Consider the following 25,718-nt stretch of genomic DNA (forward strand, 5'->3'; position numbering starts at 1 on the left):
TTTGCTATATTTAAAGTCTAAATGGCTTCGGCCCGACCTCGCTGCAAAGCGAGGGTAAAAAAGACATGATCAAGGCAACAAAGCCTTGATTTTTTGTTTTAACTGGCCAAATTCAAACTTTCCAACCTCTCCAATTTTATGGGACAATCTGCGGGCATCAATTAATCTAATTTGAGATAAAATAGCGACACTTTCTTTATTATGTAATTTAAAATGGAAGTAATAGAGTGACTTTTTATTAGTTCTGGTAAGCGGAATGGCCCAAAAAATTTCATTATTAAATTTGCGAATAATCAAGACTGGTCTTAGAAAATCTTCTCCTTTTCCATCCTGTTCAAAACCGATATTTAATCCTAAGTGGCAAAACCATATTTCTCGTTCATGGAAGAACGGTCTTTTTGCTAGCTCGTCAACCACGGATTTTTTATCATGCCACTTCCTAAAATCTTTCATGTGCATTATTAAAACAAAGTCTGGTAAAAATTACCAGTACCGATGTTTTCTGCGTAATCAGATTTTGGTGGGGGATTAAAAACAAAAAGCAAGCCTAACGCTTGCTTACTAAATTAATTATCTATCTCCTTGGAATCCATAAGACCATCCCCATATTTCTGCTTTTTGATCGTCATTATCCTCATTTTCTTGGCTACCAACCCCGGCCTTAGCTACAACAACTAGAGATTCAGGATTGTTTTTGAAAACAAACATAAAAGAATCTCTGACAATAGTCTCGTCTTCTGGTCCCCATTCTCTTGTATTCTTTACTCTCTCTCTTTCTCGTCTTGCAAGACAGGTGGCCCACTGCCAATCGTGCCCCGGACACTCCGGTATACCAAACTGTTTTCTAAATTCATACAAACGGTATGCGGCTCTTTCAACCCAGCGCCGCTCTCCCATTCCTTCCTCATTGCTTGTTTTTGACCCTTGCCACACTTCCTCTTGTTTGTTTAAGATTAACTGCTCTCTTTTTTCCGGCGAGTTAACTTGTCTGGCCATTACAAAATCCCCACAATATTGCCAAGCCCAGAAGCCTCCACAATGTGAACAATGGATAAAGCTTTTAAATCCCAATGTGCCCTCATCTATTTTTTGTAAGTGGGGATGACCAGAACATTTTGGACACCGAAAATCTAAAACCCACGATTCTTCCGAACGAAATAAGTCAAATAACCACATATTCTCCTCCTTTTTATTCAATTAAAAGAACATGCCAGATGGGATTTTACACCCCCAGCATCATTAGCACACAGAACATATGCTGTCAAGTTTTTTCCTCGGAATATCTGGAAAACCCACAAAATCCTTGTTTTTAATGAAATTTAATAATTAGTATTTTTTAGACATTTTTTAAGAAAACCGTTAATTAATAACCCCTGCCTAACAAAGAACACCTTATTTGAGGTGTTCTTTGAATTGTGGATCTGGGGAGAGTTGGCTTTGGCTAAAATTTTCTTCCGAAAATTTTGCCTAGCCACCTGCTCGCGTGATTTTCTGCCAACTGCAGAAAATCACATGCTCCGCCGTTCATCTCTCCACGCGAGACAAGCAGTTGTCTCGTTTCCAGATCTAGGACAAAACTAAACCCGCCACAAGGGCGGGCTCGTTTTGTCCGTGGATCTGGGGAGAGTTGAACTCCCGTCTAGAAGTTGATTTAAAATTGCACTACAAGTTTAGCCGGACTGTTTAGTCCTCGGTTAAAAGCCCGACAGAATAACCGAAAACCTGTTTTGTATTTTTCGAATCGTAACGCCGAAACATTTAAAAAACGCTACAATCTTATCCTGCTAATGACACCCTGATTCGGCTAGCAGAAATCACCGAGAGGATGCGCCTTAAGCGTAAGCTAAAGCGTAATTGCTATTGTAGTTGGCAATTATAATTTTGGGTAGGTACTTAAAGTGGTGACTACCCATCCACTACTTGCGCAAATTTTAAAAGAAATTCTATCGAAGCCGGTCAGACCCGCCTAAATTTTTTGTTTGATTGCTCTTTCTATCTTCCTTTGGACTTCGCGTTTGGTTATTTTTTCTCTCTTGTCTGATTTTTTCTTACCCCGACCAATGCCTATTTCCAACTTAATCAAACCGTTCTTATTATACAATTTAATTGGCACCAAAGTCAACCCATGCTCTTGCGATTTACCAATGAGATACTTGAGTTCCGAACGCTTTAACAGCAATTTACGAGAGTTTTGCGGATCATAACCGGCTGGTGCGTTACCTGCTTGATACGGCGGGATAGTTGCTCCCAAAAGCCACGCTTCGGTACTCCGTCCTGAGCCTATCGAAGGACCAAGCACTTTTACATAAGCTCCCTTAATTGACGCGCTTCCGCGTCTGATTGATTTAACTTCCTGCCCGGTCAAAACAATACCCGCCTCAAGCGTTTCCAATATCTCATAATCAAACCTTGCTTTTTCATTTGTGGCATAGATTTGCATAAATTAACTATATCACTAACAGACCTCGCCATTAATGGCGAGGTCTGTGTGAATTATAAATATTTAATTTTTCGGACATCTATTTCCTCTCTTCAAGCACGGTCTTAATCTTTGTTGTCTTGTCTTTTCTCATCACTGTCATTTCAATTTCCTCGCCAACCTTGGCGACTTGAACCAAATCTGCAAGCTCTTTCTTTTCGGTAAGCTTTTCCCCGTTTATTTCCAGTACTATATCGTTTTCTCGAATACCGGCCTTGTCGGCTGGAGAACCCTTGACTACCGCCTCCGTACCAGGAACGTGATCCTTGATGACTAGAGCGCCGTAATCCACGGGCAAATCGTACCTGTCTTGTAATGACCTATTCAACATTACGTAACGCAATCCAATAAATGGTCTGACAATACGACCAAATTTAATTATGTCTTCAAGGTCAGCCTTGGCCCAATTAATGGGAAGGGAAAAACCAATGTTCTGCGCTCCGAAAATTATCGCGGTATTTATGCCCACAACTTCCCCATCCAAGTTAATAAGCGGCCCGCCAGAATTGCCCTGATTAATTGCGACATCGGTTTGTATTACATTTCTAAGATGTTCCATCTCTCCGCCCTGACCCATTGAAGCTGAAATCTTGCGCCCTAAACCGGAAACTATGCCCTTAGATACGGTATTGGTGAAAAGTCCCAAAGCATTACCTATAGCGACAACTGTCTGGCCAAGGTCAATTTTGTCAGAGTTCCCGAGTCTGACAGCTGGCAGTCCTTTTGCGTCAATTTTTAGTACCGCCACATCATTGATAGGATCGCGTGAAATAACTCTACCTTTATATTCTTTTTCGTCGTTGGTTATAACCGTATACTCGGCATCAGTATCAAACACTACGTGTTTGTTTGTTAAAATCAAACCATCGGGATGGACAATTGAGCCGGATCCGCCACCGATTTTTACTTTTTCTCCTTCAACACCATGAACCTTGTGATGGGGGTGGGGGATAAGCTGATCATCATTGTCAAAATCCTCACCGCCGTCAGGCATACCAGGAATTTCTTGGCCGGGCAGACCCTGGCCTGGCAAACCGAATGGCATAAATGGCCCAAAAAATGGCATCATCGGCATACGTTTAATCTTGGGCAAGTGCTTTGAAATAACGATGCTGACCACCGCTGGCAGTACTTTTTTGACCGCTTCTATTGTTTGTCGTTCTATATTTTCCATGATAAAGATTATAACATGGCGTGCAAAAAACTTACAAGAGAATTTTTCAATAGGCCCACCCTGAGCGTAGCCAAAGAATTGCTTGGCAAGTTTTTGGTTAGAAAAACTGGTAGAAAAGTTGTGGCGGCGATGATTACCGAAACCGAGGCCTATTGCGGGCCACGAGATCTTGCCTCCCACGCATCGCGAGGCAAAACAAAACGGACGGAAGTAATGTTTGGCCCGCCCGGTTATGCTTATGTTTATTTAATCTACGGCATGTATCACTGTTTTAATATCGTCACCGAACGTGATGGTTATCCCGCAGCAGTTTTGATTAGGGCCATTGATGTCTCGAGCATCAACGGCCCTGGCAAGCTGTGCCGCTATTTTCAAATAGATAGAACTCTCAACAACAATGACCTGTCAAAAAATAACAAACTTTGGATTGAAGACCGTGGCACCAAAATCAGACAAAACCAAATCACACGTTCGCCCAGAATAGGAGTGGATTACGCCGGCAAGTACAAAGACAAGTTGTGGAGGTTCTGTGTTAAAAATTGACTTTTTGTAATTTTATTGATAAATTTACAACCAAAAGTTGCTTTGAAAATTTAGAAAAGGGACCGAGCATGCGCAACGAAATTAAAGTTGGCATTCTTCCAAATGGTGTGCGTTTTTATTCTCAATATGACTGGTCCGGCAGCAGCAATCTGGCCGGCATAGGCATAAAAGCTGGCGCGATCCATGCGCCACCAGGCTATACCGGACTGCCACACTTAGTAGAGCACCTGCTTGCTAGAGAATCCTTGAAATACACACTCGGTGAGGTAGACCTTGCTTTTGAAAAATTTTTGGGTGGCCCCGACGATGACATCAATATAAGAATAGACCGGGTTAGCACTCACTTCGGCTTTGGTAATTTATTAAGAAGAAAGGATATGTTTTTTTGCTTGGATGTTATGGCTTACTTTTTACGTGACAAGATTGTAACCACTGAAGGGATTGATGTGGAAAAGGCAGCTGTCCTTAATGAATATTGCTTGCGCGGCACTGACGTAATGCCGGTCTTGCTGGACGATTTATTGCACCAAACAGCCTATGCAACCAATCCTGCAAGGCTTAGGATAGATTGTGAAAAAGAACATTTAGAAAAAATGCAACGTAGTAAAATAACAAATTTTATTAAAAAACATTATGTTACTGACAATATATTTCTAATAGTCTTCGGCCCAAAATTTGAAGAAGTGAAGGAATTGGCCAAAATGTATTTCGGCGATTGGTCTCAAAAATCTCGGCCCCAGTTGGATTACGATCACTCCGATGATTTTCCCACCATAACCTCTGTCAAATCATGCGAGGTGGAAAGAAAAATTAGTCAATGTCACCTTGCTTTGGGTTTTTACACTGAAAATTATATGGGTAAAAATACCGAAATACTCACAGTTTTAGCAAGAATATTGGCTTTTCGCTTACGGCACCGGCTTCGCGACGGCAACCGCAATTTTAATGAGGGCGTATACCGAGTTAATGTTGACGTTTCCAAGTCGTTTGTTCACGGTTTATTCTGTATTACATTTGCTTCAACAAGCGAAGAGTTTGTGAAAAAAGGAGAAGATATTGTTTTGGAAGAATTGCGCAAACTAAAAGAAGTACCCGTTGATAATCGCCAATTAGATGCCGCACTCTACCGCACAGATACGGTTTACCTTGAAGCGTTTCGCAAAAATCCCGATATCCTAGCTGAAATGGTTATAGAAGCAGCATGCAACGGCGACGAGGATTTAACACATCTTCATTCCTTTAGAGAAAGGCTGGGTAAAATTACAAGGAAAAAACTGCTAAGTGTCGCCAATAAATATTTCACTCCCAATTATATCAAAGTCATCATTAGACCCGCCTAGCGGGTTTTTGTTTGCATTAATTTTCCCTTAAGAGTAACTTAAATCTTAAAATTGATCATTAAAATCAGGAGGCCGAAATGGCCAACATTCCCGACGCGGAAATAAGTGGAGACGAAAATCACATAATTTTCAACATTGAAAAACGTCGAATTTATATTTTCCGTGTAATAGACAGAGACGCCACCTTGGAAATGCAGTCGCTTTTGGATGAATTCAAAGAAAATGGCGATGCTACTAAAAAAGATTCGGTACCAATTACGATAGTCATCAACTCTCCCGGCGGTTCCGCATTTCAGGGTTTGGCAATTTATGACCTGCTCAAATCAAGTGGATTTAAATTAATAACAATTATATTGGGGGAGGTAGCCTCGGCCGGAGTGGCCATATCTCTTGTCGGCGACCAAAGATGGATGCACAAAAATGCTGTAATTCACTTTCATGCTGCCGCTTTCCAATTTGAAAACCCCAAAGAAAGGTTAGAACGATTTGAAAGAGATATAATGCAAAAAGAGGTAAGAGTTGTAGAAACCCTTTATGAAAACATCTACCTGGCCAATTCTAAACTTACTAGAAAAAAGCTGAGGGAATTAGAGTTGCACGAGGATTGCCTTACTTCTGACCAGGCATTAAAATTTGGACTTGTACACAAAATTATTAGCTAGGGATAGGATAGATAGATAGACGCTTACCGCGTCTTTTTAATTTGTCATTGGGCATGTTAGGATTTATGTATGATTAAGGATTTACTTAAAAATTTAGTCATCAAAACTTTGAAAAGCCAAAAAAATTGGCCGAGTTTTGATGTCTATGAAATTACAATAGAGAAACCGGCCAACCAACAGTTCGGGGACTATGCCACAAACATCGCATTCAGATTAGCCAAACAACTTGGCAAACCGCCGCAAGAAATAGCACAATTTTTAGCTGATGAAATTTCTAAAATCAAACCAGCCGAAATTGTCAAAGTTGAAGCTAACGACGGGTACGTTAACTTTTTCTTAAGCAGTGAGTTGCTCCGCCAATCACTGGCTGATATTTATAAAACTCGGGGATCTTTCGGCAAACTAAACATCGGCCGAAAACAGAAAATAATAGTTGAGTATTCCCAGCCCAATATCGCCAAGCAGATGCACATCGGCCACTTGCGGACAACTGTGCTCGGCGATGCCTTGGCTAACATTTATGAGATGCTGGGTTATAAGGTAATACGCTGGAACTACCTCGGCGACTGGGGCACACAATTCGGTAAACTAATCACTGCTTACAAACTCTGGAGTGTCCAACTTAGAGGCTCAGCCTCTAAGTACTTAGAGGCTGAGCCTCTAAGTAATAAAAAACAGCTAACAATCAGGGTTTTGACAGAGCTTTACGTCAAATTTCACAAAGAATTAAAAGAGCATCCTGAGTTGGAACGCCAGGGACAGGAAGAATTTGCAAAACTGGAAGCCAGTGATAAAGAAAACCACAAGCTGTGGGAATGGTTTCGCAAACTATCTATCAAAGAATTTGAGAATATTTATAAAACACTGGGAGTTAATTTTGATATTTGGCTCGGGGAAAGCAATTTTGAAAAAGACCTCAAGCCATTGGTTAACGATCTCCGCAAGCGGGAGATTGCCGAAATTGGCGAAGAAGGAGCAATTATTATAAAACTAGACCGATTTAACCTACCACCGGCGTTGATACAAAAAGCTGATGGGGCAAGTTTGTATCTCACACGTGACATCGCGACTCTCAAGTACCGCTTAGCTAAATATAAACCGGCAAAACTTCTTTATGTCGTCGGCAATGAGCAATCTCTGCATTTTGAACAGCTTTTTATGATTGCAAAAGTCTTAGATTTAAACACATCCCAACTCCTTCATATAAAATTTGGCTTGGTACTCGGGGAGGACAAGAAAAAAATGTCCACGCGAGAAGGCGAGGCAATCCCGCTTGAAGAAGTAGTTGAAAAAGCCATTAGCTTGGCCCGAGATATTGTAGAAAAAAAGAGTCCGAACATTGCCGAAAAAGAAAAATATCATATCGCTCAAACCGTTGCTCTTGGCGCACTTAAATACGAAATGCTCAAGGAGCACCGCAATAGCGATATCGTTTTCAGTTGGGACAAAATGCTAGATTTCAGCGGTAACAGTGCACCATATTTGCAATACACTTATGCGCGATTATCAAGTATACTGCAAAAAGCCGGCTGGACTTGGAGGTTGAGCCTCCAAGGGAGGCTCAACCTCTCAAAACTCGGTGAAAAAACAGAGTTGGCCATCATGAAACATCTTTTGGATTTCCCCGAAGTCATCACCGATTCTGCTCGCACTAATCTGACCAATAATCTTGCTCTCTATGTTTATGAACTTGCCAACTTGTCCAACCAATTTTATGAAACCTCACCAATTCTCAAAGACGACAATACCTCCCGCCGGAACGCCCGTCTCGTACTCATACAAACCACGGCCTCTGTTCTCAAATCCGGCCTTAATCTGTTGGGTATAGAAGTCCTAAATAAAATATAATTGAATAAATATCGATTTTTCGCTATAATTTTTACTAATGGCCGATTTTGATTTCCCCAAAGTAGAGGAAAAAATCCTCCATTTTTGGAAAGATCGGAAAATTTTTGAGAGATCTCTTGAAAACCGCGAACACGCGCGGCGGTTTGTTTTTTTTGAAGGGCCGCCGACAGCCAACGGCAAACCGGGCATACACCATTTCCTCGGCCGCATATTGAAAGATCTTTTTGTCCGCTACAAAACTATGCGGGGTTACCTGGTTGCACGCAAAGCTGGCTGGGATACACACGGCTTACCGGTTGAAATTGAGGTAGAAAAAGAACTTGAATTAAAAGATAAAAAAGAAATAGAAAAATACGGCATAGCCAAATTCAACGCAAAAGCCAAACAAAGTGTCTGGAAATATAAAGATGAATGGGAAAGATTTACTCACCGCATTGGTTTCTGGTTAAACATGGGCGAGCCTTATATAACTTATGATTGGAAATACATGGAATCGCTTTGGTGGATCATCTCACAAATAGACAAACGTAAACTTCTCTATCAAGGTCACAAGATCCTTCCATGGTGTCCTCGCTGTGGTACTGCATTATCAAGCCATGAAGTCGCGCAGGGCTATGAAGACGTAACCGAAACCTCGGTCTATGTTAAATTCAAACTCAAAAACCCGGAAAAAATTTTACCAGTTACCAGTGACCGGTTACCGGTTACCTACTTATTAGCTTGGACAACAACCCCATGGACACTTCCGGGTAATGTTGCCTTAGCCGTAGGAGAAAAAATCAAATATGCAATCGTACGAAAAGACAACGACTATTTATTGCTTGCCAAGGATTTAATTGAAAAAGTTGTACCCGATTCACAAATAATTCAAGAAATAAAAGGCAAAGATCTTGTTGGACTAGAATACAAACCGATTTTTAATATTCCCGTCCTTCGACAAGGCTTCGGAGGACAAGCCTCATATAAAATTTATCCGGCCGATTTTGTCACCACAAAGGAAGGCACAGGCATTGTCCATACAGCCGTAATGTACGGCGAGGATGACTATGAGTTGGGTAAAAAAATAGGCTTACCCAAACACCACACCGTTGATGAACAGGGTAAATTTACCAAAGAGGTAAAAGAATTCGCCGGTCAATACGTAAAAGATGCTGAAAAAGGAATAATAGAATATCTTGGTTCCCACGGACTACTTTTCAAAACGGAACAATTTACACACTCTTATCCGCATTGTTGGCGTTGCAACAATCCGCTTCTTTATTACGCAAAAGACTCCTGGTTTGTGGCAATGTCTAAACTCCGCAAACAACTTCTTAAAAATAACAAAAAAATAAACTGGGTGCCTAACTATCTCAAGAACGGCCGTTTTGGCGAATTCTTAAAAGAAGCGAAAGACTGGGCTTTTTCACGCGAACGTTATTGGGGAACGCCGTTGCCAATCTGGCAATGCCAAAATTGTAAAGAACAAAAAGTAATAGGCTCACTGGATGAATTAGAAAAACATAGATACCACGGCAAAAATACATTTTTTGTTTTGCGTCATGGATTCAGCACTAAAAATGGCGCCCACGGACAAGACGCGATTACCGCCTCAAAACTTGAACATGACAAGTATGAACTAACGGACGATGGAATAGAACAGGTGCAAAAAACAGCTGATGAGCTTCTCGCAAGCGGGGGAGTAGATGTTATTTTCTCATCCCCGTTCTTAAGAACACGGCAATCAGCTGAACTCGTTGCCAAAAAGCTAGGCATGAAAGTAACGATAGATGCCAGGCTAAAAGAACTGGATCACGGCACTGTTTGTGAGGGTCAAACACACATGGTTTGCGTTTCACCCGATACTATTTTGACATTTGACACCAAATACGGAGACGGCGAAAGCTGGCGAGATGTCAAAATCAGAATGGCCGAGATTATCCGTGAACTTGACCAAAAATATGAAAATAAAAAAATCCTGCTCGTAAGCCACGGCGACCCGATTTGGATACTAGAAGGGTTTACCAAAAACTGGAACGATGAAGAAATGCTAAACGGACGAGGCGGCATCTATCTTCGAGAGGGTCATATGAAAAAAATTGAGTTGAAAAATCTTCCATATAACAATCGGGCCGAACTTGATATGCACCGGCCGTATGTTGACGAGATATCGCTTAAGTGTGAAAAATGCGGAAATAAAATGTCCCGGATTAAAGATATCGCCGATGTTTGGTTTGACTCCGGCTCAATGCCGTACGCGCAGTGGCATTATCCATTTGAAAACAAAAAACGTTTTGATGAAAATTTCCCTGCTGATTTCGTTGCCGAAGGTATAGATCAGACTCGCGGCTGGTTCTACACATTGCTTGCCGTATCTACTTTGCTTGGCCTGGAAACTCCATATAAAAACGTTATTTCTTACAGCCACGTTCTGGATGAGAAAGGCAAAAAAATGTCTAAATCTACCGGCAATGTGGTGGATCCGCGGATTATTATAGAAAAATTCGGAGTAGATGCCGCGAGGTGGTATTTTTATACAGTAAACAATCCTGCTGATTCTAAATTGTTTTCCATAAATGACGTTGGCAAAAAACTTAACGGTTTCATTATGACGCTGATGAACTCTTTGAGGTTTTTTGAGTTATATGGCAAACCCAGCAACAAAAAACCCAAAGCAGTTCCAACGAACCAATTGGATTCTTGGATACTTTCTCGACTAAATACTACTGCGGGGATTGTCGCCAAGTCCATGGACGGTTACGATCCCACAACTGCCACCCGCGAAATGGAAAAGTTTGTAGTGGAAGACTTATCAAATTGGTGGATCCGTCGCTCGCGCCAGCGTTTTCAGAAACCAGAAAATAAAGAAGAGCTTAGCCATGCGGTAGAACTTTTGCGGCACCTTCTGGTGGAATTAAGCAAAATGCTGGCACCGTTTACACCATTTCTTGCTGATCATATTTATAAAAAACTTGATAACCGCAAAGAATCAGTCCATTTGGAAGATTGGCCGAAAATAAAAAAGAAGCTCATCAATCATGAGCTTGAAACACAAATGGCCGAATTGCGCGAAACCGCAACGCAAGGCCTTGCCCAAAGAAAAGAACGGGGGATAAAAGTGCGCCAGCCGCTTGCCGGCATCACGCTCAAGAAAGCCAATAAATTTGACCCCGGCTTGGAACAACTACTTTTAGATGAATTGAATGTTAAAAATGTACTCTACGAGACCGGCCAACAAGATACTATAAGTATAGACCACAAACTTACGCCCGATCTGTTAATGGAGGGCTATGCCCGAGAAATAATGCGTCAGATTCAGGATATGCGAAAAGAAGCCAAATATAAATTATATGAAAAAGTACATGCGGCTTGGGAAAGTCAAAATCAGGAAGTTATTGAAGCCTTAAAAAAACACGAAAAGGAAATAGCTGAAGACACACTGCTTTCGGAATTTAGTCGCGGACACGATCCAAAAAAAATTTTTGACGTTGAAAAAGAGTTTGAACTAGGACCACAAGCTAAAATTTGGTTAGGAGTCCACGCTAAAAATAGGTTATGATTATATCCGATTTTGTTTTTCATAATTTAACTACTGACAGGAAATACAACGGCGGTTTTTTTGAGAAGATCGTAGAATTTGCCGCAAAAGAGTTGGATTTGGAATCCAAAAAATTTGAACTGTCCTTAAGTCTGGTGGGTGAGGGCAGGATTAAGGCGCTGAACAAAAAATATCGCGGCAAAAACAAGACAACCGATGTTTTATCATTCCCGTTGATGGAACGTGGCCCCATCAGAAGTCGCGCCGGCCAAGAGCTGATTACTTCTAACGGAGTAAATGATATAATAAGCTTGGGTGACATATTTATTTGTTTGCCAGTAGCAAAGAAAAATGCCGCTCGTGAAAAAGTGAGTTTGGATTATATCATGTCTTTTTTAACAATTCACGGATTTATGCATTTGCTCGGATATGACCACGAAAAATCAGCCATAGAAAAAGACAAAATGTTTACATTGCAAGATAAAATACTAAAGCGACTAGCAACTAGCGACTAGATGAAGAATAAGATAATTTTTCACTAGCCACTAACCACTAGCCACTAGTTATTTGCGTCAACAAATAATCACCGGCATAGACATAGGCAATCACACCATTAAAACGGTAATCGCGGAATTGGATCGCGAAACTTTGCATCCCCAAATAATCGGCGTTGGCAACACTCCTTCTAGCGGCCTGCGCAAGGGAATGGTTTTTGACATGGAGGAGACCATAAATAATATAAGGGAATCTGTGGGCGTGGCTCAAACAATGGCTGGTGTGAAAGTTGGCAGGGCTTACGTTTCTGCTAACGGTCTTCATATCCACACCCAGCCTTCGCGCGGAGTAATAGTGGTTTCGCGAGCCGACAATGAAATAACCCAGAATGATATTGATCGCGTTATTGATGCTGCTTCTACAATAAATCTCCCCCCTAATAGGGAAATAATCCATACTATCCCCAAGAATTTTACAATAGATGCCCAAGAACATGTTAAAAATCCTTTGGGCATGAAAGGTGTACGCCTAGAAGCAGATGTCTTGTTGGTAGAGGGCCTGTCGCCATATATTCGCAACCTCGCCAAATGTGTAAACGCTAACGATATAGAAGTAACGGAGTTTGTTTTTGCACCACTGGCAGCTTCAAAAGCAGTACTTGATAAGCACCAACGCGAACATGGAGTATTAAGCATAGACTTTGGCGGGGGAGTTTCTTCAGTCACACTTTTTCATGAAGGAGATTTGATTCATACGGCAATATTGCCTATTGGTTCAAGACATATCACCAACGATTTGGCTGTCGCCTTTCGTACCTCTATGGACAAGGCGGAGGAAATCAAGTGCCAGCACGGTCTTATCGGCACAGAACAAAATAGTAAAAAAGATAAAATTGATTTATCAGAACTTTTAGGGGAAACTGATTTCATAGTTCCGCGCACCCAAATAGCAAAAATAATTGATTCGCGAGTGGCTGAACTTTTTGATTTAATATCTGACGAAATGAAAAAACTACAGCGGGGCTATCTTTTACCGGCTGGCGTAGTTTTGGCTGGCGGTGGAGCTAATCTAACTGGTCTGCCTGATTTTACTAAAAATCGCCTCAAATTAGCCGTACGAGTAAGCGATAACTACTTACTAGAAGGACTCACTGATCAGGTGGCTGATCCGGCTTTTGCGGTTGCGACAGGCTTGGTGCTTTGGGGTCTTGAAAAAGAATTTTCAGGCGGCAAGCTGACATTATCCAGCAGATTTTCTTATACCGATACTGTTTCAAAAATAACCAGATGGTTTAAAAATTTTCTACCTTAGTTATTTGGGTTTTTATTGTATAGTAAGTTATCCACAGACTAGAAACAGGTGTGTATATTGCACACCTTTTACTTTTATGCTAAACCCAACCTAGTAGTTACGCGATTATTTTACGTTAATTAGCTTTGTGTTTTTGGCTTTTTTAAGATGTCAGCTAAAAGTTATTTAGATACTAATTATGGCACAACTCAAACCTCCATTTGAAACATTCGCCCGCATTAAAGTAGTTGGAGTCGGTGGCGGAGGAAATAAGGCAATACAAAGGATGATGATGACAAAAATACACGGCGTAGAATTTGTTGCCGTGAATTTGGATGCCCAAGATCTTAATATCGCAAATGCTCCAACAAAAATTTTAATAGGTAAAAATCTTACACGCGGATTGGGAGCCGGTATGAATCCGGAAATTGGCAGACAAGCAGCTAGCGAAAGCAAGGATGAGATACAGGATGCGCTCAAGGGTTCTGATATGGTATTTATCTGCGGCGGCCTCGGTGGGGGAACCTGCTCCGGAGCTTCACCAGTGATCGCCGAAATAGCCAGAGATGTTGGCGCTCTTACTGTCGGCGTTGTAACTAAGCCGTTTTCTTTTGAGGGAGCCGCCAGGTCACGCATTGCAGAAGACGCTTGGAATCTTTTAAGAGAAAATGTTGATGCTTTGATAACCATACCTAATGACCGGTTGCTTTCTATAATTGACCGCAAAACCCCCCTACTTGAAGCTTTTGCAAAAGTAGATGACGTTTTAAGACAAGGTGTCCAGGGAATATCTGACTTAATTACTATTCCCGGCTTGATAAATGTAGACTTCGCCGATGTTAAGGCGGTAATGGCAAATTCAGGTTCCGCCTTGATGGGTATAGGCTACGCCAGCGGAGAAGACCGGGCCATAGACGCCGCCAAAACCGCCATAAGCTCACCCCTACTAGAAGTTTCCATAGACGGGGCTCGTGGAGTACTTTTCAACATATCTGGCGGCACTGACTTGGCAATGGCAGAAATTAACGAAGCGGCTAAAATCATAACCGATAAAATTGACACTGATGCAAAGGTGATATTTGGAGCAGTACAAGACGATAAATTGAAAAAGGGCGAGATAAAAATCACCGTTATAGCGACTGGTTTTAATAATGGTATGCCCAAGCCCGCCCCTAGACTACAAGCTAGCCCAACACTTTTTGAAGAAGCAACGGGTAATGGGCAGGTAAAAAATGGCGGCATTTCACAATCAAACGGACAAATTAAAGAAGTTATAGATGCAACGCTAGATGACACGGAATTCGATATCCCGGCATTTATTAGGAGAAAAATGAAGTAGCATTCTAAATTTTTGTGACCGTGAAAATAAAAACCCGCCGACAAGACGGGTTTTTATTTGACAAAAAAGTCACCTCGGAAGATTATATTATGATAGTAACGCAAGTTCATTAAAAAGGCACAGATATGCTCGAAAAGGAAGTAAGAGATATTTTGGCAGAAGAATTAATGGACAAAACAACGCCAGAAGCGCTTATCATGTCTCAGGTTAGAATTGCATGGGAAATTATAAAAAAAATAACAAAATCAGCAATATCTGCCGAAACAGAAGAACTATTTAAAAATATTATATTAACCAAGAATCGTCTCGGTACATTTCTTGGCATCAAATCCAACTCCATAGTGAAAATGGAAAATGCCGTGCTCAAGGAGGTCCTCTCTTTCTACGAATTTTGGCTAAAAGTTTTAACTTTTCTATATGACAACTACGACGATATTAAATCTGAAGAATTCCGGAAAGGTTGGGACAAAGAATCAACCTTAGATAGCAAAAATGCACTGTCAAAAAAATACGAGGACTTACAGCATCAATTTACAACCCCCAAAACCCTACGCATTCACAGCCAAGATCTTTCTTTAATAAACGCGACTCTTACCTGGGCATTGATAGCAATGTTTGGTTACGACTCATATACACAACTAACAAAAGAATTCAATGAAACCGAAGTTTTTTTAAAAAAATACAGGGACGAGCTTATCCCAGCATATATCGAAAAGGGGGATAGTAATGAGACTGTTTAAAAAAACGTCTAAATTAACAGATTTTGTAGAAGGTACTATTTCCTTTGACCAGCTTGCTTGTTGTGCTCTTGCTAATGGATTTGCAAAAAATCCTATCGCGGCCGGACAGTTGAAAAAACTGGTACCAGAAAATCAGCTTAGATTATTTGAAAACATCTTACTCGATACAAAAGAAATGAAATTTATGCCATCAGAAGAAATGAAAATAGTGTATAATCAGATTGCTAGCATAGAGTTGGGACGTCTGGACAATTTATTTCAATCCGATTTACATTGTGAACATTCAATTGTTGAACACAAAAAAGCTCTCGAAGACGTAATTGAAAAAACTGCCACGCCTATTCAATAAACATAGGATTCTTATTACACAAAAAACACCAAGGCGGTGCTTTTATACTTTGTTGCGGGGGAGGGATTTGAACCCCCGATCTTCGGGTTATGAGCCCGACGAGATAGACCACTTCTCCACCCCGCGATATTATTTGGCCGTATTCGCAATTTAACACACGATAACGCTTTTTACAACTTTTTTTGCAACTAAATTTGCATGAATTTATTTTTTGCTTATAATAAGTTCATGCTTCCAACAAAAATTTTTTTTACTAAGGGCGTCGGGATGCATAAAGAATATCTGGCTTCATTTGAGTTGGCTCTGCGTTCGGCCGGAATCGCGCCATATAATCTTGTTACCGTCTCCAGTATCTATCCGCCAAATGTCAAAAAGGTCAGCAAGGACGAGGGATTAAAATTATTGCCGCCCGGATCCGTCGTTCATGCGGTCATGGCCCGAAATGCCACAAACGAACCCAATCGTTTGGTTTCAGCGTCTATCGGTGTCGCTATTCCACAGGATCCCAATCAATACGGTTATCTGTCCGAACATCATCCTTTTGGCGAGACTGATGAAAAAGCAGGGGATTACGCCGAAGACTTGGCCGCCACGATGCTAGCCACAACACTGGGCATTGAGTTCAATCCCAATACTTCGTGGAATGAAAGAGAGCAAGTATTTAAGGCGTCAGGGCAGATCATAAGAACTTCGAATATTACTCAATCGGCCATCGGCAACAAAGACGGCCTTTGGACTACGGTAATCGCAACGGCTATTTTGATAGAATAGTAATTGAAAAAATTAACTACTTCGGTTATTCTGGTGATATAAAGCCGGCGTAGTTCAACGGTCAGAACAAGGGACTCATAAGCCCTGGACGAAAGTTCGACTCTTTCCGCCGGCACAATGGAACCTTACTCTTGGGAACAATTTGATGAAGATGCTGAAAAAATAGCAAACTGGGCGCAAAACAAAAATTTCAAAAGCGTCTACGGCATACCACGCGGTGGACTAATACTGGCTGTAAAATTTTCCCATCTGCTAGATATTCCACTGATACGAAACGAAAATGATATAACAAAAGATACTCTGATCGTGGATGACATTGTAGATACCGGCGGAACCGTTGAGCGTCTTCTGGCATCTCTAGGGCCGGGATATAGAATCGCGACCATATTTTGCAATGAAGAAGCCAAGAAGCCCGATTTTTACATACGAAAAAAAACTGAATGGATCCTCTTTCCCTGGGAAACAAAAGAAACATCACGCTATGATGGGACAATTTAATTTCTGACATACTCAACCATGCCCTTTCTATAGAAAGGGCATGGTTTTGATTTTGAAACAAATCTACACTATACTAACCAAGTTATTGAAACAGCACATTAAAAAGGAGTTGGATGCACCCGCAAGAAATTTTGACTCAACTGGCACGTTTTCGCGGTATAACTTATCGCGATGTATCCTTGCCGCCGCTTGGCAAAAATTTAGCAATATCAAGAGATGCGGTCACGCTTAACACGCACTTTTCAACCAACGTTCCGTTAAAGCAGCCTCTGGTTTCAGCAAATATGCTTGACGTTACAGAATCTAAAATGGCAATCGCCCAATCACTGGAAGGCGGAATCGGTATAATACATAGGTTTTGCCCGCCGGATCGCCAAGCCCAAGAAGCTGGCACAACAAAAAGAGCTCATAATTTCTTGGTTGAGGACCCATATTCATTACAAGGTTCTTCCACGATTGGCGAAGCCAGAAATATGATGGCTCTATATAAAATTGGGAGCTTATTGGTAAAAAATCCGGACGGCAAACTAGCAGGTCTTCTGACACAAAGGGACGTAAGATTCGTGGATGACAGAGAGCTCGTAAAAACTCATATGACACCGCGAAGACCTGGCAAAGAGAAAAGGGGAGATTTGGTTGTCGTTACTCGTGAAGAAACATTATCTATTAATCAAATAGTAGAGAAACTAAAACAACACAAAATTAAAAAATTACCGGTGGTTGATTCCGATAACTTTATTGTCGGGCTTATTTCTGCTAAAGACATTGAGCGCCTCAAGCAATATCCCTTGGCAAATCTTGACCAAAGGGGCAATCTCGTAGTTGGAGCGACGATTGGCGCAATCGGCGATTTTATAGAACGCGCACAAGAACTAAAGAAAAAAAATGTTGATGTAATTGTCATGGACGTAACCTCGGCCAATTCCGTCTCTGTTGAAAATGCAATTCATGAATTTAGGCAAAAGTTGGGGGATTACGAACTAGTAGTTGGAAATATTGGCACCGCGGAACAAGCTCATGCCTTAATGCAAGAAAGTGTACAGGGACTAAAAATTGGAATTGGTCCAGGGGGACCATGCACCACGCGCCTTAGCACAGGGATCGGGGTGCCCCAACTTTATGCAATTTTGGAAATTTACTGGAAACTAATTTTTAAATATCACTACAAGCCAGAGCAAATTCCACCGCTCTGCGCTGACGGCAACATAGGAGCCGGCTGTGATATCGTTCATGCACTTCTTGCTGGAGCTTCATCTATAATGATCGGCACACTTTTTGCCGGCACCGAAGAAACACCAGGAGAAAGTTACGAAAAACCGGATGGCCGCTACAAACGCTATGCCGGCATGGCTTCAATTGAGGCTGCCATAGAACGTTTTACGGCCATGGGTTTTGACGATCCGATTGTCGAAGCATTAAAAAAAGCTCCAGAGGGAATTCCTCGCGAAGTAAAAGTCGGGGGGTCAGTTAAAACCACGATTAGAACCTTGCTTGGTGGTGTCAGGTCGGGTATTAGTCACCGTGGAATACTAAGTTTGAATGATTTTAAGAAGCAAAATCCATTTGATCCAGAAACCGGTTTCCATATTTTGTCCGCCGCTTCCAGAGACGAGTCTTATAAAAGATAGATGGCATAACTGTTATTAAGTATTTTACATGCGCTAAAACGCGCATTTTTTATTTGCTATTTCCGCAAAAATTAATTATAATTTGAAGTCTGTGACGTTAAGCGGGCCTGCCCGCCGAAGCTCACAGAGTGAGCGTAGGCGGGCGTAGCTTAGTTGGATAAAGCGCCTCCCTGTCACGGAGGAGATCGAGGGTTCGAGTCCCTTCGCCCGCGCAGTATAAAAATGAAACATGCCTTGAGGCATGTTTTGCGTTTAGATAGCTAATGGCGAAGGGACTCGAACGCCGGAACGATATTTCGTCAGTAGACTAAATCGTGAGGCGGTGGCTAGACAAAATTTTGCGACGGCAAAATTTTAGTCAAAGCCGAGTCTCTTCGCCCGCGCAATATAAAAACCATCGTGTTTGATCTGGTGGTTTTTTTATTTTGGGTAGGTTATGTTGCTTTCAACTTGCGGGAATATAACATCGGATTTGGCGCGAAATCTCCGGTAATTCTTCCACATTCCCGAAGCAAAATACCACTTTCTGTCACGATTAAATTGCGCAGCCATTTCTATACTCACCGGCAATCTTAAAAGCTCTTGATTTTCACCGAGACCAACAAATTCATAATTTACACTTATAAAAAGAGTTGACGATAACAGGCCTTCTGGCAAGTACAATTCTTGAAAAATCTGCAGAACATTAAACTGTTCGTCAACAACAACTCGACCCGAACACCCAACAGCCCCGTCCCAGTTACTAAAAAAACTGTTGCGTTCAGTATAGTGACAAACCTTATCTTGCGAAAATGCTTTGTAACTAAAAACTTGCACAATTTTTCCTTTGTAACTACTAACGCCCTGATAGCTGACGGGGGTAGTAACCAAATGCTTAAACAGATCATGCCATTCTTGCCCTGGCCTAACGCCTATTCCCGGAATTGGGAGCGCAAATCTCTCTTTGCCGAATTTGCCACCAGGTTCTATCTTGCGAAACACCTGACGGTTGTTATAAATTGCAACTTCATATCGCCAAGTTTCTCTGGATTTAGTTTCACCCCACAACCGCAATTCTTGTTCTGCCAACAGATCAGTCATCAACGCCAGGTTTTTACTCACCTTGTTTTTCATGACAAAAATTAAGTTAGCTGAATCCGTTTCCTTGTCTAACATGAGCGGTTTGTCTAGCTTTAACTTCAAATCCGGCAAATAAGTAGTGCTTTCATTTTTTTGTTCAGCGAATAAAGCCGGAAAAAAAATAAAAACTGACAAAATGCAATAAAAAGGCACCCTCATTTGAATCCCTTCTTGTTTTGTTAAGAATCTATTTACTAATTATGGACACCGATTTAAATTCTGTCAAAATAAAAATACTTCGCTTAAGTCTTTGATCATTACTTATATTTCTGCTAAAATTATAAAATGAGATGGCAGATTTATGGCGTTTGGACGGCATTTGCCGTTTCGTTTGTCAGCCTGGATTTTATCATATGGAAAATCGGACCAGATACCTCTTCGTTTAAGATAAAGGTTCTGTTTTTCATTGCTTTGTTTATTTTGGTGTGGAGCATAGCAACCTTAGTAATTTTTGAAATCAAAAATAGATTTCTCAAGTCACGACTTCTTGGACAAAATGCCTACGAATCGGCTTTTTTATTATCATCATTGCAGAGTTTAATTTTTTCTGCTGTTATTATAATCATCATTTTAATTAGAAAATTTGTTCTATGAGAGAAATAATCGCGGCAAAAGCGCCTGAAGCGGACATACTGCAAAAAGCGCTAGAATCTAAAAACGACCCGGAAAGCTTGCGTCTAAAGAGGTTTTTAAGCATGCCTGATTTGTCGCGCACTTCCGGCAGTCCGATCTGTGAACTGGCACAACGCATTATAAACCTGCCAGATTTTAAGGACTTCGATATTGTGGAGGCACCGGAAATTGTCCCGGCCGATATCAGTTTTGACTTATTTGATTTTCCACCGGATCATCCGGCACGCTCCAAGTCAGACACATATTACGTAGATGATAAAAACATACTGCGCACTCACACCACTATTATGTGGTACTACTACCTAATGAATGAGGGTATAAAAAGCCGTATTAAAAACATGGAAGCCGTCGGTTCTCTTTCTTATGGAAAGGTTTACCGCAGGGACGAGATAGACCGCCACCACATGAATGTATTCCACCAAATGGATGGTTGGTATCTGTGTTTAAAAGAGCAAAAAATAATCACTACCGAAGACCTGCAGAACGTCTTGATAAAAATCGCACAAGCGGTTTTCGGTAATGACGTGAAATACCGCTTCAATGAAGATAAATTCCCATACACCAATCCGAGTCTTGAGATGGAAATTGAAAGGGGTAACAGATGGGTGGAAATACTGGGAAGCGGCGTGGTAAGCGGCGTGGTCCTGGAAAAACTAGGCGTTGATTCTTCCAAATACAATGGCTGGGCGTTTGGTTTCGGTTTGGAACGCCTCGCAATCGCCAGCATGGAACTACCAGATATTAGACTGCTTTGGTCAAACGACGAACGGGTCAAAAAACAGCTTGTGCTAGATAATAAGTTCAAAGAAGTTTCCAAATTCCCGCCGATTACCAGAGACATTTCTTTTATTGTGAACAAAAAGTTTGTGCCCAATGATTATTTTGACCTTATACGCGACTTAGGTGGGGACTTAGTAGAAGAAGTCAAACTTTTGGACCACTACGATGACACTGAAAAATTCGGTTCGGACCAAACCAGCTATACTTATCGGATCACATATCGCAGTAACGAACGCACTCTTCAAACCAACGAGATAGACCCAATTCAAGAAAAAATCACCCAAGAAACAATTAAACAATTTAACTCTCAAATTCGCTAAAAACCTTGGCGGTTTTTCAAGATTAAACCACTTTTGACATCCTTGTTTGACTTCTCAAAATTTGTTATAATTAAAGTACAAAACATGAACAGAGACTACCTAAAACGACATCATCGCGGGTAGTCTATTTAATTAGGAAATGGCCAAAAAAGAAGACCAAAAAAATCAAAATTCTTATACTGCTAAAGACATATATGTTTTAGAGGGTCTTGAACCGGTTAGAAAAAGACCAGGAATGTATATCGGCTCAACCGGCGTGGACGGATTACACCATTTGATATGGGAGGTTTTTGATAACTCACTTGATGAAGCCATGGCCGGCTATGCTAAAAATATTGAGGTTACACTGCTAACCAACAATCGCGTAAAGGTAAAGGACGACGGACGCGGCATACCGGTAGAAAAGCACAAACAAACCGGGGTCTCGGCGCTTGAAACGGTTATGACCACGCTCCACGCAGGAGGCAAATTCGGCGGAGAATCATACAAGGTGGCAGCGGGTCTTCATGGAGTCGGCGTATCTGTCGTGAACGCTCTCTCTGTCTACCTAAAAGTGGAAGTCTGCCGAGACGGGGGATTATATGAGCAGGAGTATGAACGTGGTGAGGTAAAAAAAGCAGTCAAAAAAGTCGGCACTTGCAAGGGCTCCGGCACAACGGTTACTTTTGAGCCTGATCCCGAAATTTTTAAAGAAATACGTTTTGACTGGCACCAGATACTTAACCATATACGCCAACAAGCATATCTAACCAAGGGAATCAGGATAATCGTAATTGACCAACGTGAACCGATAAAAATAGAAAGTTCTGAAAAAGGAAAAGAACACGGTCACGTGATACATCCGAGCTACACATTTTATTTTGAGGGTGGCATTGTTTCTTACGTTAGTTTCCTCAATCGGCACGAGGAAATGGTTCACTCAAATATTTTCTACACCGCCAAGGAGCAGGATAAGATTTTAGTTGAAGTGGCAATGCAATACACGACCGAGATACAGGGCCACGAACTTAGTTTTGCCAACAACGTTCATACTGTCGAGGGAGGTATGCATCTCACTGGCTTTCGTTCGGCTATTACACGAACCCTGAACGACTATGCCCGCAAAAACGGCTTCCTCAAAGAAAAGGATGAGAATCTTAGCGGTGAAGATGTCAGGGAAGGCCTGACTTCAATTGTATCGGTAAAAATAAATTCGAGTGTTTTACAGTTTGAAGGCCAGACCAAAGCCAAACTTGGCAACCCGGATGCCAGAACCGCCGTTGAAAACGTAGTGAATGTGGAATTTGCTGATTGGCTTGAACGCAATCCAAATGACGCCAGAGCCATTATGGGTAAGGTGATACTAGCTTCCAAGGCGCGCATCGCGGCTAAGGCCGCCCGTGAAAGCGTTATTCGCAAGGGCGCGCTTGAGGGCTTTACTCTTCCGGGTAAACTCGCTGACTGCTCGTCTAAAAACCCGGAAGAATCGGAATTGTTCATCGTGGAGGGTGACAGCGCCGGCGGTTCTAGCAAGCAGGGACGTAACCGTAGAACACAGGCCATTTTGCCGCTTCGCGGCAAAATACTGAATGTTGAAAAAGCAAGAATAGATAAAATGCTTGCTTCAGAAGAAATTAGAGCTTTGGTTATAGCACTCGGCACCGCTATTGCTGAAGAATTTGATATATCAAAATTACGCTATCACAAGATTATTATAATGACCGACGCTGATGTTGATGGTGCTCACATTCGTTCACTGCTTCTGACTTTATTTTACAGATACTTCCGCCAACTAATTGAATCGGCATATATTTATATCGCCCAGCCACCGCTTTATAGGATACAAAAGGGCAGCAATGTACAATATGTTTATAGCGATGCTGAAAAGGAAAAATTATTAGGCGAACTGCAAAAAATTGCCGAGGAAAAAGCAAAAACAAAAGAAACCAAAAAAGGCAACCCGGCAGAAATTGCGGACTGGAAAATTGCACCCGTTAATGGCTCGCCCGCACAAGAAGAAAGTGGAGAGATGGAAGAAAACGAAGTCAAAATAGCCGGGGTTTCAATACAACGTTACAAGGGTCTTGGTGAAATGAATCCTGACCAACTCTGGTCAACAACAATGGATCCGAAAAGTCGAATCTTGCTACAGGTTACCATGAAGGACGCGGAAGAAGCTGACAAAATTTTTGATATTCTGATGGGTTCCGATGTTTTGCCTCGTAAAAAATTCATCCAAACTCATGCCAAGAACGTCAAGAATCTAGACGTCTAGATTGACTGCCAATAGTGATTTTGCTATACTGGGGTTAAATAAATAAAGCCCCTGCGGGGGTTTTAAAATGGAGCAAACCAATGAATAGATTAATCATTTTCCTAAATGATGTGAAAATTGAGTTGGCACGTGTAAGCTGGCCGACTAAAAAGCAAACCACTCAATACACTTTGGTGGTTATTTTAATGAGTGTTGCTGTTTCATTATTCTTGGGTGGTTGGGACGCAATCTTTGGATTTGTTTTGAACAGATTTGTATTAAAATAAATTACATCAGGTTTTATGCCAAAACAGATAACAACCGGGGAGCGCAGGTGGTATGCTATACATACTTATTCAGGATATGAGGATAATGTGATGCGCAATCTTAAACAACGCATAGAATCTCTGGGCTATGAAAACAAGATCTTCAATGTTTTGGTTCCTAAAGAAAAGAAAATCAAAATCAAAAGCGGTAAACGTGACGTCGTAGAAGAAAAAATTTATCCGGGTTATGTTCTGGTTGAAATGATAGTATCTGACGATTCGTGGTACGTGGTAAGAAATACGCCAAACGTGACCGGTTTTATCGGTTCTGGGGTTATTCCGGTACCATTATCAAACGAGGAAATAGAATCGCTACTTAAACGCACGGGAGTGGAAGAACCAAAGTATAAATTTGACATTGCTCCAGGAGACAGTGTTAAGATAACCGACGGACCATTCAAGGACTTTGACGGTAGGGTGTCGGAGGTTGATGAAGAACGCGGCAGAGTAAAAGTATTAGTTACGATGTTTGGTAGAGAAACACCAGTTGAACTAGATTTTCTTCAAGTTAAGAAAATTTAAATTATGTTATGGCGAAAAAAGTAAAAACAATTCTTAAACTCCAGATAGAGGGCGGCAAAGCTACACCGGCACCACCGGTAGGAACGGCCCTGGGTCCGCACGGACTCAACATTGGCGACTTCGTCAGACAGTTTAATGAAGCAACCAAAGACAAGGTGGGCGAGGTTACACCCGTTGAAATAACCGTCTACGAAGACAGGTCATTTAGTTTTGTAACCAAAACTCCGCCTGCCGCGTTCCTTTTACGCAAAGCTGCCGGCGTTGAGAAGGGTTCGAGTGAGCCCAACAAAAATAAGGCTGGAAAGGTAACCAAAGAACAAGTTCGCCAAATCGCCGAAACCAAAATGCAAGACCTTAACGCAAATGATGTTGAAGCGGCAGTCAAAATTATAGAGGGCACGGCAAGAAGTATGGGGATAGAAGTTAAGTAGTCTGTCAATGTTGATTTAAAAAAAATAATTCCTAAACTAAAAACAAGCTAACGCTTGTTTTTAGTTTTTTAACAAACAGGAGTTCACGCGATGAAAATATATCTCGGAATCATTGGCAAACCGTTTGCGGGCAAGGAGACAGTTTATAAAATAATCAGCAAATTAGCACAATCTCGTAAATTAAAAACGTCAATTCATCACTTTTCAGACCCGCTAAACGAAATTCTAAACCTACTCCACCTGCCGCTAGAAAGGGCAAACCAACAAAAACTCTCAACAATGTTGCGCGAGGGTTTCAGCGAAGAGGTTTTGGGCAACGAACTTATACGAAGAGCGGAAATGGATCCAAGTGATATCGTTTGCTTGGATGGCGTCCGACGTCCCAAAGATGTAGTCAAACTGCGCAATTTACAGAATGGTTTTTTAGTGTTCGTTGAAACGCCACTGGAGAAACGTTTTGAATTCGGCCAAAAAAGAGCCGACCGCCAAGTACGAACTTGGGAAGAATTCAGCGCTCAACAAGGAGCCGAAGCCGAAAGTAAAATTGACGAAATTGGCTGGCAAGCAGATATAAGATTGGATAATTCCGGAAGTAAACAATATTTGAAAAAACAGATAGAAACAAAAATTATACCGCTGGTGCTTACATCCAACTCAATAGTCGACATGAAATAAGGAGGC

The 25,718-nt window shown here is 41.5% G+C and carries 25 protein-coding genes, 3 tRNA genes and 1 other RNA gene; 22 read left to right on the plus strand and 7 right to left on the minus strand.

Annotation, left to right across the window (positions count from 1 at the left end):
• Window positions 1-69: 69 nt before the first annotated feature.
• The 5 genes from HYT61_03060 to HYT61_03080 all read right to left on the minus strand — a co-directional run bounded on the left by HYT61_03060 (window position 70) and on the right by HYT61_03080 (window position 3,653).
• Window positions 70-453 carry a type II toxin-antitoxin system PemK/MazF family toxin gene (locus tag HYT61_03060; GenBank protein MBI2063191.1) on the minus strand — a complete coding sequence of 128 codons (384 nt, stop codon included), beginning with the start codon at window positions 451-453 and terminating at the stop codon, window positions 70-72.
• 117 nt (window positions 454-570) lie between these two features.
• Window positions 571-1,176: a hypothetical protein gene (locus HYT61_03065; GenBank protein MBI2063192.1), complete on the minus strand. Its 606-nt coding sequence runs from the start codon at window positions 1,174-1,176 to the stop codon at window positions 571-573.
• Window positions 1,177-1,609: 433 nt separating this feature from the next.
• Window positions 1,610-1,964, minus strand: a transfer-messenger RNA (tmRNA) gene (ssrA, locus tag HYT61_03070).
• Window positions 1,965-1,966: 2 nt separating this feature from the next.
• The gene (smpB, locus tag HYT61_03075) at window positions 1,967-2,440 is read right to left on the minus strand and encodes an SsrA-binding protein SmpB (protein ID MBI2063193.1); all 474 of its coding nucleotides are present in this window, start codon (window positions 2,438-2,440) and stop codon (window positions 1,967-1,969) included.
• 79 nt (window positions 2,441-2,519) lie between these two features.
• Window positions 2,520-3,653: a trypsin-like peptidase domain-containing protein gene (locus HYT61_03080; protein ID MBI2063194.1), complete on the minus strand. Its 1,134-nt coding sequence runs from the start codon at window positions 3,651-3,653 to the stop codon at window positions 2,520-2,522.
• A gap of 15 nt (window positions 3,654-3,668) precedes the next feature.
• Between HYT61_03080 and HYT61_03085 the strand changes: the two genes are divergently transcribed.
• The 10 genes from HYT61_03085 (at window position 3,669) to HYT61_03130 (ending at window position 15,776) form a co-directional block, all read left to right on the plus strand.
• Complete coding sequence (locus HYT61_03085; GenBank protein MBI2063195.1) at window positions 3,669-4,196, plus strand: DNA-3-methyladenine glycosylase; 528 nt, start codon at window positions 3,669-3,671, stop codon at window positions 4,194-4,196.
• Window positions 4,197-4,264: 68 nt separating this feature from the next.
• Window positions 4,265-5,536 (plus strand): insulinase family protein, encoded by a 1,272-nt coding sequence (locus tag HYT61_03090; GenBank protein ID MBI2063196.1) that lies wholly within the window; start codon window positions 4,265-4,267, stop codon window positions 5,534-5,536.
• A 77-nt stretch (window positions 5,537-5,613) separates the two neighbouring features.
• Window positions 5,614-6,198, plus strand: a complete 585-nt coding sequence (locus tag HYT61_03095; protein ID MBI2063197.1) for an ATP-dependent Clp protease proteolytic subunit — start codon at window positions 5,614-5,616, stop codon at window positions 6,196-6,198.
• A gap of 69 nt (window positions 6,199-6,267) precedes the next feature.
• A complete protein-coding gene (gene argS / locus HYT61_03100; GenBank protein MBI2063198.1) occupies window positions 6,268-8,046 on the plus strand; it encodes an arginine--tRNA ligase in 1,779 nt (592 codons plus the stop codon).
• A gap of 37 nt (window positions 8,047-8,083) precedes the next feature.
• The gene (locus tag HYT61_03105; GenBank protein MBI2063199.1) at window positions 8,084-11,584 is read left to right on the plus strand and encodes a class I tRNA ligase family protein; all 3,501 of its coding nucleotides are present in this window, start codon (window positions 8,084-8,086) and stop codon (window positions 11,582-11,584) included.
• Window positions 11,581-12,078 (plus strand): rRNA maturation RNase YbeY, encoded by a 498-nt coding sequence (gene ybeY / locus HYT61_03110; protein MBI2063200.1) that lies wholly within the window; start codon window positions 11,581-11,583, stop codon window positions 12,076-12,078. Before HYT61_03105 ends, ybeY begins: the two co-directional genes overlap by 4 nt.
• 52 nt (window positions 12,079-12,130) lie before the next feature.
• Complete coding sequence (ftsA, locus tag HYT61_03115) at window positions 12,131-13,369, plus strand: cell division protein FtsA (protein ID MBI2063201.1); 1,239 nt, start codon at window positions 12,131-12,133, stop codon at window positions 13,367-13,369.
• 178 nt (window positions 13,370-13,547) lie between these two features.
• A complete protein-coding gene (gene ftsZ / locus HYT61_03120; protein ID MBI2063202.1) occupies window positions 13,548-14,687 on the plus strand; it encodes a cell division protein FtsZ in 1,140 nt (379 codons plus the stop codon).
• A gap of 125 nt (window positions 14,688-14,812) precedes the next feature.
• The gene (locus tag HYT61_03125; protein ID MBI2063203.1) at window positions 14,813-15,427 is read left to right on the plus strand and encodes a hypothetical protein; all 615 of its coding nucleotides are present in this window, start codon (window positions 14,813-14,815) and stop codon (window positions 15,425-15,427) included.
• On the plus strand, window positions 15,414-15,776 hold the full coding sequence (locus HYT61_03130) for a hypothetical protein (GenBank protein ID MBI2063204.1): 363 nt from the start codon (window positions 15,414-15,416) through the stop codon (window positions 15,774-15,776). Before HYT61_03125 ends, HYT61_03130 begins: the two co-directional genes overlap by 14 nt.
• 52 nt (window positions 15,777-15,828) lie before the next feature.
• On the opposite strand, the gene HYT61_03135 is transcribed toward HYT61_03130, so the two are convergent.
• Window positions 15,829-15,902: transfer RNA gene (locus tag HYT61_03135), tRNA-Met, on the minus strand.
• A gap of 102 nt (window positions 15,903-16,004) precedes the next feature.
• Between HYT61_03135 and HYT61_03140 the strand changes: the two genes are divergently transcribed.
• The 5 genes from HYT61_03140 to HYT61_03160 all read left to right on the plus strand — a co-directional run bounded on the left by HYT61_03140 (window position 16,005) and on the right by HYT61_03160 (window position 18,885).
• The gene (locus HYT61_03140; GenBank protein MBI2063205.1) at window positions 16,005-16,547 is read left to right on the plus strand and encodes an arginine decarboxylase, pyruvoyl-dependent; all 543 of its coding nucleotides are present in this window, start codon (window positions 16,005-16,007) and stop codon (window positions 16,545-16,547) included.
• Between the two features lie 43 nt (window positions 16,548-16,590).
• Window positions 16,591-16,662, plus strand: a tRNA-Met gene (locus HYT61_03145).
• A 2-nt stretch (window positions 16,663-16,664) separates the two neighbouring features.
• Window positions 16,665-17,045 carry a phosphoribosyltransferase gene (locus HYT61_03150; protein MBI2063206.1) on the plus strand — a complete coding sequence of 127 codons (381 nt, stop codon included), beginning with the start codon at window positions 16,665-16,667 and terminating at the stop codon, window positions 17,043-17,045.
• 113 nt (window positions 17,046-17,158) lie between these two features.
• Entirely contained in the window at window positions 17,159-18,673 is a 1,515-nt protein-coding gene (locus HYT61_03155; protein ID MBI2063207.1) for an IMP dehydrogenase, read from the plus strand.
• Window positions 18,674-18,811: 138 nt separating this feature from the next.
• Window positions 18,812-18,885, plus strand: a tRNA-Asp gene (locus HYT61_03160).
• Between the two features lie 208 nt (window positions 18,886-19,093).
• Here HYT61_03160 and HYT61_03165 read toward each other — a convergent pair.
• Entirely contained in the window at window positions 19,094-19,927 is an 834-nt protein-coding gene (locus tag HYT61_03165; protein MBI2063208.1) for a hypothetical protein, read from the minus strand.
• 150 nt (window positions 19,928-20,077) lie between these two features.
• Between HYT61_03165 and HYT61_03170 the strand changes: the two genes are divergently transcribed.
• From HYT61_03170 to HYT61_03200, 7 genes are all read left to right on the plus strand, one after another.
• Window positions 20,078-20,386 (plus strand): hypothetical protein, encoded by a 309-nt coding sequence (locus HYT61_03170; GenBank protein ID MBI2063209.1) that lies wholly within the window; start codon window positions 20,078-20,080, stop codon window positions 20,384-20,386.
• Window positions 20,383-21,525 carry a hypothetical protein gene (locus tag HYT61_03175; protein ID MBI2063210.1) on the plus strand — a complete coding sequence of 381 codons (1,143 nt, stop codon included), beginning with the start codon at window positions 20,383-20,385 and terminating at the stop codon, window positions 21,523-21,525. The genes HYT61_03170 and HYT61_03175 overlap by 4 nt, the downstream gene beginning before the upstream one ends.
• A gap of 139 nt (window positions 21,526-21,664) precedes the next feature.
• A complete protein-coding gene (gyrB, locus tag HYT61_03180) occupies window positions 21,665-23,779 on the plus strand; it encodes a DNA topoisomerase (ATP-hydrolyzing) subunit B (GenBank protein MBI2063211.1) in 2,115 nt (704 codons plus the stop codon).
• 80 nt (window positions 23,780-23,859) lie between these two features.
• Window positions 23,860-24,045: a preprotein translocase subunit SecE gene (secE, locus tag HYT61_03185; GenBank protein MBI2063212.1), complete on the plus strand. Its 186-nt coding sequence runs from the start codon at window positions 23,860-23,862 to the stop codon at window positions 24,043-24,045.
• Window positions 24,046-24,060: 15 nt separating this feature from the next.
• Entirely contained in the window at window positions 24,061-24,606 is a 546-nt protein-coding gene (gene nusG / locus HYT61_03190; protein ID MBI2063213.1) for a transcription termination/antitermination protein NusG, read from the plus strand.
• Between the two features lie 8 nt (window positions 24,607-24,614).
• Entirely contained in the window at window positions 24,615-25,037 is a 423-nt protein-coding gene (rplK, locus tag HYT61_03195; GenBank protein ID MBI2063214.1) for a 50S ribosomal protein L11, read from the plus strand.
• A gap of 90 nt (window positions 25,038-25,127) precedes the next feature.
• Window positions 25,128-25,712, plus strand: a complete 585-nt coding sequence (locus tag HYT61_03200) for a hypothetical protein (protein MBI2063215.1) — start codon at window positions 25,128-25,130, stop codon at window positions 25,710-25,712.
• Window positions 25,713-25,718: the final 6 nt, after the last annotated feature.

The organism is Candidatus Yanofskybacteria bacterium, assembly GCA_016181175.1.
In the GTDB taxonomy this organism is placed as follows: domain Bacteria; phylum Patescibacteriota; class Minisyncoccia; order 2-02-FULL-40-12; family IGHO2-01-FULL-4-A; genus 2-01-FULL-44-17.